Source organism: Pseudomonas sp. C8002 (genome assembly GCF_013385765.1).
GTDB lineage: Bacteria > Pseudomonadota > Gammaproteobacteria > Pseudomonadales > Pseudomonadaceae > Aquipseudomonas.
This window is the reverse complement of sequence record NZ_JACAPJ010000003.1, coordinates 219639-231287: the sequence shown is the minus strand read 5'-3', so window position 1 is coordinate 231287 and position 11649 is coordinate 219639. Positions and strand designations below refer to the sequence as shown.

Below are 11649 nucleotides of genomic sequence, written 5' to 3'. Positions count from 1 at the left end.
GCTTGAACAGAAGGCTCCCAAATGGGGGCCTTTTTTGTAGCCCGGAAAAAGACCCATCGACTCGGTCAAATGTGGGAGCGGGCTTGCTCGCGAAAGCGGTGTATCAGTCACAGATATTTTGGCTGAACCACCGCTTTCGCGAGCAAGCCCGCTCCCACATTTTTGACCGAATTGTGCCCGGGAGAGTTACGCCGCCCGCTCATCCCCAGGGCTGCGCTCGAAGTAGCGCTTGTACTCCCGGCTGAACTGCGACGTGCTCTGATACCCCACACTGTGGGCCGCCTGCGCCACGCCCATGCCCTCCACCAACAGCAACTGCTGTGCCTTGAGCAACCGCAGACGCTTGAGGTACTGCACCGGCGACAACAGCGTGCAGCGCTTGAAGTGTTCGTGGAAGGTCGACGCACTCATGTGCGCATAACCTGCCAATGTCTCGATATTCAGCGGCTCGGCGTAATGGGCATGCAGGTGATTCAACGAAGTCGCCACCCGCGAAAACTGCCCCTGCTGCTCCACCAACGCCCGCAACACATCCGCCTGTGGCCCGCGCAATGCGGTGAACAATAATTCCCGCACCCGCGCCGGACCCATGATCCGGCTCTCCAGCGGATCGTGCAGGCACTGCAACAGGCGTTCGACACAGCCGCGCATGGCGTCGTCCAGCACCACCGAACTCATCGACTCCAACGTCTGCGCCGCCGGCGGTGGCCCGCTCTGGATCCCCATCGCCATCACCAGCTCACCCAGCACCACCCGATCAATGCCCACCGTCACACCCAACAGCGGTGCATTCGGCATGGCAAAAGTCTCGCATTCGAACGGCACCGGCATCGCCTGGATCAGGTAATGCCCCGCGCCGTACTCCAGGGTACGCGGGCCCAGGTACGCGACCTTGCTGCCCTGGGCGACGATCATCAGGCTCGGTTCATAAATCTGCGGGCCCCGCGCCACATCGCAACTGGCACGCAATACCTGCACGCCCGGCAGGTTCGTGGGCGAGAACCCATCACGGGGTGTCAGGGGTTCGATCAAGGCAACCAACGCGGCATTGGCATCGACATGGCGGGTCAACAACATGGCAAAAACTTCGCGAAAAAGGGGATGAGACCATCATCGCAGGTCTGGCGCCACAGTGATCCAATCCAGGGGCACTCCCGGACGAATAGGCATGAGACTCGGAGCAATCGCCATGGCCGCACCCAGGCACGGCGCGGAGAATGCGCCACCTCACCTGTTACTGCACCTGCGAGGTTTCTCCATGTACACCGCCATCGGTTATGCCGCTCAATCGGCCACCACTCCCCTCGCCCCCATGTCCTTCGAACGCCGTAGCCCGCGCGCCGATGACGTGGCGATCGAAATTCTCTACTGCGGCGTCTGCCACTCCGACATCCACCAGGCACGTAACGAATGGGGCATCGCCGTGTACCCGCTGATGCCGGGCCACGAGATCGTCGGTAAGGTCACCGCCGTCGGCGCCAGCGTCACCGCGCACAAAGTCGGCGACCTGGTAGGTGTTGGCTGCATGGTCGACTCCTGCCGTCACTGCGACGCCTGCCACGCGGACCTCGAGCAATACTGCCTCGAAGGCCCGACCATGACCTACGCCACCCCGGACCGGGTCGACGGCAGCAACACCATGGGCGGCTACTCCGACAGCATCGTGGTCAGCGAGCACTTCGTGGTGAAGATCCCGGCCAAGCTCGACCTGGCCAGCGCCGCGCCGATCCTCTGCGCCGGCATCACCACTTACTCGCCGCTCAAGCATTACGGCGTGAAGGCTGGCGACAAGGTTGGCGTTCTGGGCATGGGCGGTTTGGGCCATATGGGCATCAAGTTCGCCAAGGCCATGGGCGCGGAAGTGACGCTGTTCACCCGCTCCGCGAGCAAGGCTGAAGAAGGCCGTCGCCAGGGCGCCGACCACGTGATCGTGTCCACCGACGAAGCCCAGATGAAAGCCGCTGCCGGGCATTTCGACTTCCTGCTGGACACCATTCCGGTGCAGCACGACTTGAATCCCTACCTCGACGTACTGCGCTTTGACGGCGTGCACATCCTGGTAGGTTTGATCGAGCCGGTCGACCCGCCCGTCAACGCTGCCAAGCTGGTGCTGGGCCGCAAAGTGCTGGCCGGTTCGTTGATCGGTGGGATTGCCGAAACCCAGGAAGTCCTGGATTTCTGCGCCGAGCACGGCATCACCTGCGATATCGAAATGCTCGACATCCGCCAGATCAACGAAGCCTACACCCGCATGATTGCCGGTGATGTGAAGTACCGCTTCGTGATCGACATGGCGACCCTCAAGGCCTGACCAAGATCGTTCCCACGCTCTGCGTGGGAACGCATGCCGTGACGCTCTGCGTCACCGTTGCGCAGGGCTCAAGTGCTGGACGCGGAGCGTCCGAAGCGGCATTCCCACGCGGAGCATGGGAACGATCACGGCCTGATCAGGCCTTCGCGCCCAACTCCGCTGACAGCCGTGCTGCGACCTGTTTGATCACAGGGATCAGCTCGGCCATTTTCTCCAGCGGCATGTAGGGCACGGTACTGGCGATGCTGATGCCGGCGACGATTCGCCGGCTGGCATCGCGCACCGGTGCCGCGACACAACGGATCGACGGTTCGTTGTCTTCCAGATCGAATGCATAACCGCCCGCCACGTATTCCTGCATGCGCTGTTCAAACTGCGCCCAGGATTGTTCGGGGTGCTGCGGCCACTGCAGATTCTTCCCGCCCGTTGGCAGGCTGACCTGATACAGGCGCTGCCACTCTTCCACGCTGTCATCCAGCAGCAACGCCTTGCCGATCCCGGTGCGCGCCAGCGGCATGCGATGGCCTACACGCGAGCGCATTTCCGGGCCGTTGCGGCCAGGGTTCTTGTGCAGGTACAGCACGTCGTCGTATTCGCGGATAGCCAGGTGGATGGTATCGCCGGTCAACGCCGACAACTCGTCCAGATACGGCACTGCCAGGCTGACCAAAGGCAGTTCTTCACGGGCCTGGAAACCCAGCTCGATCAATTTGGGGCCCAGCAGATAACCGACTTGCGGCACTACGCGCAGGTAGCGTTCTTCCACCAGGCAACTGGCCAGGCGGTGAGTGGTGCTGCGGGTGGTACCGATGCGCTTGGCGATTTCCTTCAGATCCCGCGCACCGGCCGCCACTGCCTGCACCACGCCCAGGCCACGAAGCAGGGTTTGAGTGCCGGTGGGCGCGGCTTCTTTGACGGGAGTTTGGGCGTTTTCCTGCATATCGGGCCTATTGGGAAGTACGAAAACGGCGAGCATTATGGCAAATGCGGACCAGCAAAACAGAGGAGATCAAAATGTGGGAGCGGGCTTGCTCGCGAATGCGGTTTTCCAGTTAATGCATACGCTGACTGACACACCGTTTTCGCGAGCAAGCCCGCTCCCACATTGGTCGTGTGGCGCCCTTTTTATCGTTGTTTCATCCTGTCGATAATCACCGCCAGCAACAGGATCGAGCCGCGAATCACGTATTGGTAGAAGGTGTCGATGTTCTTCAGGTTCATCGCGTTCTCGATGATCGCCAGAATCAGCACCCCGGCAATCACATGCCGGATCATCCCGATTCCGCCGCTCAGCGACACCCCGCCCAGCACGCACGCCGAGATCACCGTCAGCTCGAACCCCTGGCCAATCATCGGTTGCCCCGAGGTCATCCGCGACGCCAGGATCACCCCGGCCAACGCGCCGATCACGCCGTGCACGGCAAAGATGATGATCTTGGTGCGATCGACATTCACCCCGGCCAACAGCGCCGCTTCCTGGTTGCCGCCGATGGCCATGGTGTTGCGCCCGTAGGTGGTGTAGTTCAGCAACCAGCCAAAAAACACAAAGCACAGCACGGTGATGACGATTGGCACCGGCACGCCAAATAGCTGGCCGTTACCAAAGACGAAGAAGTTTTCGTCCATCACGCCGACCGCCTTGCCGTTGGAAAAGATATACGCCAGCCCACGCACGATCTGCATCGTCGCCAGCGTCGTGATCAACGCGTTGATCCGCAGCTTGGCGATCACGATGCCGTTGATCAGTCCCACCACCAGGCCCATGGCCAACGCCGCCGACACGCCGAAGAACACGCTGTCGGTGTCGCGAATCACGATCCCCGCCACCACGCCCGAACAGGCGATCACCGAACCCACCGACAAGTCGAAGTGCCCCGACGCCAGGCAAAACAGCATGGTGCAGGCCGCAATCCCCACAGTGGAAATCGCCAGCCCCAGGCCACGCATGTTCAGCGGCGAGAGGAAGTTGTCGATGAAGATGGCGCTGAGCACAAAGATGCTCAAGGCCGCCAGCAGCATGACCCAATCATCGAGAAACTTGCGCTGGTTGAACCCCGGCCAGAAGCTTCTTGCAGTTTTTACCTGTGACATACCCACCTCGTATTCTTCAGTCCCGCGTACGCGGAAGAGCCAGTTGCAGCAGCCGTGCTTCGTCCGCTTGATCGCGGGTCAATTCGCCGGTCAGGGCGCCTTCGCTCATCACCAGGATGCGGTCGGAGATGCCCATCACTTCCATCAGGTCGCTGGACACCACGATCACCGCGATGCCACTGGCCGCCAGGTTGTGAATGATCTGGTAGATCTCCGACTTGGCACCGATATCGATGCCGCGGGTCGGCTCGTCCAGCAGCAACACTTTCATCGGCATCGACAACCAGCGGCCGAGAATCGCCTTCTGCTGATTGCCGCCCGACAGGAACAGAATCGGCTGGTCCGCCGACGGCGTGCGCACGTTCAGCGCGCTGATCTGCCGCTGGGCGTTGGTGCGTTCCCAGCCGCCCTGGATCAGCCAGCCGAAGCGCGCATGGTCGCGCCGCGCACTGATATTGATGTTCTCTGCAACGCTTGCGCGGGGCACGATGCCTTCCTTCTTGCGGTCCTCGGGGCAGAGCAACACCCCCGCCGCAATCGCATCCCGTGGTGTCTTGAACGTCTGCGCCTGGCCATGCAGCACCAGGGTCCCCTGGGTGCTGCGGGACAGCCCGGCGAGCAGGCGCAACAACTCTGTGCGCCCGGCCCCCACCAGGCCGAACAGCCCGAGAATCTCGCCCTTGTTCACCTGCAGGCTCACCGGTTCCTGCAACCCCGGCCCGAGCAAACCTTCGACTCGCAGCGCTTCACCGCAGTGCTCGCGCGGCCTGTAGTCGTAGATATCCTGGATATCGCGCCCGACCATGCAGTTGACCAACTGGTCGACGTTCAACTGCGTCATGTCCTCGAACGTGCGCACGAAGCGCCCGTCCTTGAACACCGTCACCGCATCGCAGATACGGAACACTTCTTCCATGCGGTGCGACACGTAGAGGATCACCCGGCCTTCATCCCGCAGTCGGGCGATGATCACCATCAGCCGCTCGATCTCACGGGCCGAGAGGCTGCTGGTGGGCTCATCGAACGCAATCACATGGGCGTTGCGCGACATGGCCTTGGCGATTTCCACCAGTTGCCGCTGGCCGAGGGACAGGCTGCCCAGGCGCATGTTCGGATCGATTTCATCCGCCAGGCCCTTGAGCAGTTCCCGTGCCTTGCGCACCATCGCCCCGCGATTGACCACGCCAAAGCGCGACGGCATATGCCCCAGCAGCAGGTTCTCGGCGACGGTCATTTCCGGCACCAGTTGCAGCTCCTGGTGAATCACTGCGATGCCGCTGGCGATGCTGTCGGCCGCCGACTTGAAACTCACGCTGCGTTCGCCCAACTGCAAGCTGCCGCTGTTGGGCGGATAAAAACCGCCGAGGATTTTCAGCAAGGTCGACTTGCCCGCGCCGTTCTCGCCCATCAGCGCATGCACCGAATGGGGCCGCGCTTCGAAGCTGATCTGCGCCAGGGCCTTCACCCCGGGAAACTCCTTGCCGATGCCGTTGAAGCGCAGGCTCTCTGCAGCGGCGCTGTTCATTTCCACAGACCGATCTTGCTCAACTCTTCCTTGAAGTTGGCGCGGGTGATCAGGGTCACGTTATCCAGTGCGGTGAACTTGGCAGGCTCAGTGCCTTTGGTCACCCACTCGAACATCGAGGTCGCAGTTTTATAGCCGGACGCATCGGGGCTGAGCAGCATCGAGCCGTAGAAACCGGTGTCGGATTTCTTCAGTTCTTCGATGGCGTCGGTGCCGTTGATGCCCACGCCAATCACGTTTGTGGCCTTGAAGCCGGCGCTTTCGGTGGCGCGTACGCCGCCCAGTACGGTGCTATCGTTCATGCCGCCAATCAGCAGGTTTTTCGCACCACCGGGCAGTTTCACCAGGGCCGAGTTGGTGGAGTCCATGGCGCCCGGCACGTCGAGGGTTTTCTGCGCGGTGAACAGGATATGGTCAACCGGCAGGCCGGCGGCCTTGAGGCCTTCTACCGAACCGTCGGTGCGTTTCTTGCCGGTTTCCAGCTCGTCGAAGGTATTGATGACGGCGTAGGTGTCCTTCCAGTCCCAGTTGCGATGCTTGGCTTCGGTGGCCATGGCCTCGCCTTGTTTCTGGCCGATCTTGTAGGCGTCCAGGCCGACGTAAGGCACGTCTTCCATGGGCTTGCCCTTGGCGTCGACGAAGCGGTCGTCTACCGCCAGCACTTTAAGGTTATTCAGCTTGGCCTTGGCCATGATCGCAGGGCCCAGGGACACGTCCGGCGGGCAGATCACGAAACCCTTGGCGCCGTTGGCGGCCAGGGTGTCGATGGCGGAAAGGGTTTTCTCGCCGTCGGGCACGGCGATCTTGATCACGGTGAAACCATGGTCCTTGCCGGCTTTTTCAGCGAAGGCCCATTCGGTCTGGAACCAGGGCTCTTCCGCCTGCTTGACCAGGAAGCCGATCTTTACTTCTTCGGCAGAGGCCAGGCCGCTGAGCGCCATCGTGAGGGCAAGGGTGCCTAGTGTTTTCTTGAGCATGAACCACCTCTTCTTGTTATTTGGAAAAGTTTTAATCGTGGTACATCACCGACCGCCCACCATCGATCATCAGGCAGGTGGCATTGATAAAGGGCGCCTCATCGGTCGCAAGAAACAGTGCCGTCATCGCCACTTCAATCGGCTGGCCGATGCGCTTGGGCGGGTGCAGGTCGAAGGCACGCTGGCGCTCGGCGTGCGGGTCGGCAAAGCCGTTCCAGTAATCGACGTTGAGTTGGGTTTCGATATAGCCCGGCGCGATGGCATTTACGCGGATGCCCTTGGGCGCGTATTCGATGCCCAGGGCGCGGGTCAGCCCGAGCAGGCCGTGCTTGGCCACCGGGTACGGGAAGCAGCCGGGAATGATGTGGCTGGAGTGGGTGGAGGCGATATTGATGATGTTGCCGATGCCTTGCTCGATCATGTGCGGCAACACGGTACGGCAGCCGTACCAGGCGCCGTCGAGGTCGATGGCGAAGCAGCGGCGCCAGTCTTCGTCGGTCATTTCCAGCGGGTCGCGGAACACGTTGACGCCAGCGCAATTGACCAGCACATCGACGCGGCCAAAGCGTTCGATAGCTACGTCCACCAGGGCGCGCCATTGATCCTTGGAAGTGATGTCGACAGGTTGTGCGTAGATCTCGGCGCCGTGTTCGCGCCAGTGGGCGGCGACCTGCTCGACCTTCTCGCCCTGGATATCACCGATCACCAGGCGCGCCTGCTGAGCCTGGAAGCAGGCGACGATAGCCTCGCCAATGCCTTGGGCGGCACCGGTGATGACCACGACTTTGTTCTTCAGTCGCTCGCCGTACGTCGGCTCGGGCACCGGAGGTAACGACAACGGTTGTGCCTGCATCGCTTCACCTGTTTTGTTTTTGGTAGTGAGTGCTGATGCGCAAGACTATAAACCCAGAAACCGGAACATCTCAATATATAAATTATCATCCCATATAGTGAGCAAATATATAAAAAAACCGGCTTTAAAAGCCGGTCCTTTATGCACACTTAACCCTGTGCGAAATCCCTCAGGGCGTCGCCTTCCATGCGGTAGCGTACCCACTCTTCCTGGGGCTGGGCACCGATGGATTTGTAGAACGCGATGGCCGGCTCGTTCCAGTCCAGCACGCTCCACTCGAAACGCCCGCAGCCGTTGTCACAGGCGATTTTCGCCAGGTGGCGCAGCAACTTCTTGCCCGCCCCGCCACCGCGTTGCTCGGGGTTGATGTACAGGTCTTCGAGGTACAGGCAGTTGCTGCCCAGCCACGTGGAATAGCTGAAAAAGAACACCGCAAAGCCGATCGGCAAACCGTCGCGCAGGCAGATCAGGCCGTGGGCGGTGGCACCTTCACTGAACAGGCTGCGCTCGATGTCCACCACGCTGGCGATCACTTCGTGCCGGGCTTTTTCATAGTCGGCAAGCTCGGTGATGAAGGTCAGGATCTGCGCAGCATCGCTGGGCACGGCGGGGCGAATCTCGATGGTCATGGGCAGGCCTTGTCAGGGAAATAAAGCACACATACTAAGGCGCTTTAATGACCGATTGCAGTGCAATTTGATTCACGGCTAACCTGCAGGCCATCGACCTTTGAGAACCCCCATGCCCTTCACGCCCTTGACCGACCTCGCCGCGACGTTATTGCCTCACGCCCTTGAGCCTTCCGAAGACGGCGCCCACGACCTGTCCCACTTGCAGCGGGTATGGCACAACGTGCGCTTGATCCAGGCTGAGGAAGGTGGCGATCCCGAGGTACTGCTGGCAGCCGTGTTGCTGCACGACTGCGTGGCAGTGGAGAAGAATTCGCCGTTGCGGTCCAAGGCTTCGAAACTGGCGGCAGGCAAGGCCGGGGAGATTTTGCAGGGGCTGGCGTGGCAGCCCGGGAAGATTGCAGCGGTGACCCACGCCATCGAGACCCACAGCTTTTCGGCGGGCCTTATTCCGGTGACGCTCGAGGCAAAGATCATGCAGGATGCCGACCGTTTGGACTCCCTCGGCATGATCGGCGTGGCCCGCACGTTCTATATCGCCGGGCGCATGGGCAGCGGGCTGTATGACCCGGCTGACCCAACGGCGCAGCATCGCGAGTACGACGACAAGCGCTTTTGCCTCGACCATTTCCAGACCAAGCTGCTGCATCTGGCGGGCGGATTTCAGACGCCGACGGGGCAACGCATGGCCCTGGCGCGCCATGAGCGGTTGAAGGGTTTCATGGACCTGTTCATCGAAGAAATCGGCACGCCATACTCCGCTGTGGGCTAACGCAAGAACCGCTAACCACAGAACAAACCCTCGGGCCGTGCATGGTAAAAAGTTGGGCATAAATCCAACAGACGCAAGGCTCCCCCATGCACGCCTCACCTGCGGTTGGCGGAAAACTGTTCGCCCTCTTCTGCCTCGCCAGCTATTTGCTCTCCCTGTCCTATGGCTCGACATTCTTGCTGTCGCTGCTGATCCATTCGCGCGGCGGCAACGAACACGACGCGGGCAGCGTGATCTCCATGGCGATGCTCAGCACCTTTGTGGCGGTGCTGGTTTCCGGGCATCTGGCCGACCTGCTGGGGGCTGCCAGGTCGATCGCCCTGCTCGGCATATTGCTGGTGGTGGCGTGCCTGGGCTTTGCGCTGGCGCCGGGGTTCGGCGAGGGCTTGATGCTTTTTGGCTTGTCGTTGGGGTTGGGCTGGGGCGTCTTCTATACGCTGGGTCCGATCATCGTCGCGATGCTGGTGGAACCGGCGCAACGGGCCAAGTATTTCGCCCTGCTGTCGGGCAGCATGATGACCGGAATCGGCTCCGGGCCACTGCTGGGGCGGGCGGCAAGTGCCCTGGATTTTTCGCTGACGGCGGCCTTTCATATAGCAGCGCTGGCGAGCCTGGTGGGTGTGCTGATTTTCTGGCGACTGGGTCGCGCGCTGAGTCAACACACCGCGCCGGTGGCGAAGATTTCCTGGTCGGCCACGCGCCAGGTGCTGTCATCTAAAGCGGTGTTCGCGATCATCATGGTGGGCCTCGGCGGTTGCGTGTTTGGCGGGCTGTCGAGTTTCCAGACCAGCTACGCGGCGTTGCACGGGCTGGACTATTCGCTGTTCTTCCTGGGCTTCATGAGTGCGGCAATTACCAGCCGCCTGCTGATCGCCGGCATCGTGGTCAAGCGTGATCCGTATTGGGCGGCGTGTGTGTTGTCGGGGTTGATGCTGGTGTCGATTTTCCTGTTCGGGTTCAGGGTCAGTGGCAACTACAGCTACCTGCTGGCAGCCGTCACCCTGGGCGTCGGTTACGGCCTGACGTATTCGGTGATCAATGGTTTGGCTGCGAACGAGGCACCCGCTGGCACCACCTCCCAGGCGTTGCTGTTGTTCAGCCTGGCGTACTTTATCGGGGTGTTCGGTTTCCCGTTGCTGGCGGGCAAGCTCATCGTCGAATACGGCATGCCGACCCTGTTGATGAGTGTACTCGCGGTGGCGCTGCTCAATTGGCTGATCACGGTGGCGCGGTTGATCTGGCGCCGAATCTCGTCACACAAAATCTTACAAGCGACCTAAGACCGTTCGTCGGTATCGAGGCACGAATCACAAACGGGGGCGGACCAATATCAGGTAAGGACATTAATCATATGGAGACACCATCATGACGACTTCCAAATTTGCCGCCCTCGCCCTCACCGGTTTGCTGTCTGCTGTTTCGCTGAGCAGCTTTGCCGCCACCACAGGTTCCAGCACCGGCCCGACCGACCCTGTCGGCAGCCCGCCCAACCCGGCCGCCCAAGAGTCGAAGGACTCGATGGGTACCGGCATGGACACCAACGGCGGCGCCATCATCGACAACAGCAGGGACCCACGCACCCAGGGCGACGACACCAATCGCAACAGCGGTGCGGTGCCCAACGGCAAAATGGGCCCAGGTGCCACTTCGCCCTCGATCAACAAGGGTGACGACTCCAACATCCCCGGCGCGCCAAAACAGCCAGCGCCTTAATGCGCAAGAAAGACGAACACCCAACCATTTCCCAGTGAAGAGGTATGCATGAACGTCGATCACAACCTTGAAAAAGAAGTCCTCACCCGTCTGCTCCACGCTCATCCCAGTGGGTTGGGCAAAGAAGTGCTGGACAACTACCGAGGTGAAAAAGTGGTGGCCAGCGCCTTGGCCACCTTGCAGGACCGCGGGTGGATCAAGGAAGGCCATGTGACCTGCAACGATGCCGGTGAACATTCGCTGAACCTGCCGATCAAGCTCACCGCGTCCGGCGTGGAAGCGGCTCGCAAGCTGGAAAGCGAAGCGAGCCAGTAACGCACTTTGTCTGGTCTGGCCCTCGTATCTTGTATGAGGGCCAGAAGGAGTATCGCAATGCCTCGTGGAAGCAAAGCCAAATACACCACCGAACAGAAGCGCAAGGCCGCCCATATCGAAGCGAGTTATGAGCACCAGGGCTTGTCGAAAGAAGAAGCCGAGGCGCGGGCCTGGGCCACCGTCAACAAGCAGTCTGGCGGCGGCGAAAAGGCCGGAGGTTCAGGCCAGCGCAAGGCGCCGGCGAAGAAGTCCCAGGACCGGCATGAGTCGGCCAAGCGGGCTGCGGCCAGTCGTGAGGGGCATCCGCGTAACAGCCGGGTTTCGCTGGGTACGCAGACCAAGGAAAGCTTGCTGAAGGAAGCGCGTGCCATGGACATTCCCGGGCGCTCGACCATGCGCAAGGATGATTTGATTGAGGCGCTGAAACGCGCCGGTTGATGCGGATCAAAATGTGGGAGCGGGC

Annotated in this window: 13 protein-coding genes; 6 read left to right on the top strand and 7 right to left on the bottom strand. The window is 61.2% G+C overall.

Going from position 1 to position 11649, the window contains the following annotated elements:
* Positions 1-186: 186 nt before the first annotated feature.
* Positions 187-1077, bottom strand: a complete 891-nt coding sequence (locus tag HX814_RS04475) for an AraC family transcriptional regulator (RefSeq protein ID WP_004371227.1) — start codon at positions 1075-1077, stop codon at positions 187-189.
* A 181-nt stretch (positions 1078-1258) separates the two neighbouring features.
* Here HX814_RS04475 and HX814_RS04470 point away from each other — a divergent pair, with 181 nt between their 5' ends.
* Positions 1259-2311 carry an NAD(P)-dependent alcohol dehydrogenase gene (locus HX814_RS04470; protein WP_004371228.1) on the top strand — a complete coding sequence of 351 codons (1053 nt, stop codon included), beginning with the start codon at positions 1259-1261 and terminating at the stop codon, positions 2309-2311.
* Between the two features lie 136 nt (positions 2312-2447).
* Here HX814_RS04470 and HX814_RS04465 read toward each other — a convergent pair whose 3' ends face one another.
* The 6 genes from HX814_RS04465 to HX814_RS04440 form a co-directional block, all read right to left on the bottom strand.
* Positions 2448-3251: an IclR family transcriptional regulator gene (locus tag HX814_RS04465; protein WP_004371229.1), complete on the bottom strand. Its 804-nt coding sequence runs from the start codon at positions 3249-3251 to the stop codon at positions 2448-2450.
* 185 nt (positions 3252-3436) lie between these two features.
* On the bottom strand, positions 3437-4402 hold the full coding sequence (gene araH / locus HX814_RS04460) for an L-arabinose ABC transporter permease AraH (protein ID WP_004371231.1): 966 nt from the start codon (positions 4400-4402) through the stop codon (positions 3437-3439).
* Positions 4403-4418: 16 nt separating this feature from the next.
* Complete coding sequence (gene araG, locus HX814_RS04455) at positions 4419-5927, bottom strand: L-arabinose ABC transporter ATP-binding protein AraG (RefSeq protein WP_004371233.1); 1509 nt, start codon at positions 5925-5927, stop codon at positions 4419-4421.
* Entirely contained in the window at positions 5924-6904 is a 981-nt protein-coding gene (locus HX814_RS04450) for a substrate-binding domain-containing protein (RefSeq protein WP_177008405.1), read from the bottom strand. Before HX814_RS04450 ends, araG begins: the two co-directional genes overlap by 4 nt.
* Before the next feature lie 31 nt (positions 6905-6935).
* Positions 6936-7757, bottom strand: coding sequence for an SDR family oxidoreductase (locus tag HX814_RS04445; protein WP_004371237.1), 822 nt, complete (start codon positions 7755-7757; stop codon positions 6936-6938).
* Positions 7758-7906: 149 nt separating this feature from the next.
* Positions 7907-8386: a GNAT family N-acetyltransferase gene (locus HX814_RS04440; protein WP_004371239.1), complete on the bottom strand. Its 480-nt coding sequence runs from the start codon at positions 8384-8386 to the stop codon at positions 7907-7909.
* A gap of 112 nt (positions 8387-8498) precedes the next feature.
* Between HX814_RS04440 and HX814_RS04435 the strand changes: the two genes are divergently transcribed.
* The 5 genes from HX814_RS04435 (at position 8499) to HX814_RS04415 (ending at position 11624) form a co-directional block, all read left to right on the top strand.
* Positions 8499-9158, top strand: a complete 660-nt coding sequence (locus HX814_RS04435) for an HD domain-containing protein (RefSeq protein ID WP_177008406.1) — start codon at positions 8499-8501, stop codon at positions 9156-9158.
* A gap of 86 nt (positions 9159-9244) precedes the next feature.
* Complete coding sequence (locus HX814_RS04430) at positions 9245-10438, top strand: MFS transporter (protein WP_177008407.1); 1194 nt, start codon at positions 9245-9247, stop codon at positions 10436-10438.
* A gap of 85 nt (positions 10439-10523) precedes the next feature.
* Positions 10524-10871 (top strand): hypothetical protein, encoded by a 348-nt coding sequence (locus tag HX814_RS04425; RefSeq protein ID WP_177008408.1) that lies wholly within the window; start codon positions 10524-10526, stop codon positions 10869-10871.
* A 48-nt stretch (positions 10872-10919) separates the two neighbouring features.
* Complete coding sequence (locus tag HX814_RS04420; RefSeq protein ID WP_087692767.1) at positions 10920-11186, top strand: hypothetical protein; 267 nt, start codon at positions 10920-10922, stop codon at positions 11184-11186.
* Between the two features lie 57 nt (positions 11187-11243).
* Complete coding sequence (locus tag HX814_RS04415; RefSeq protein ID WP_177008409.1) at positions 11244-11624, top strand: Rho termination factor N-terminal domain-containing protein; 381 nt, start codon at positions 11244-11246, stop codon at positions 11622-11624.
* The last annotated feature ends 25 nt before the right edge of the window (positions 11625-11649 follow it).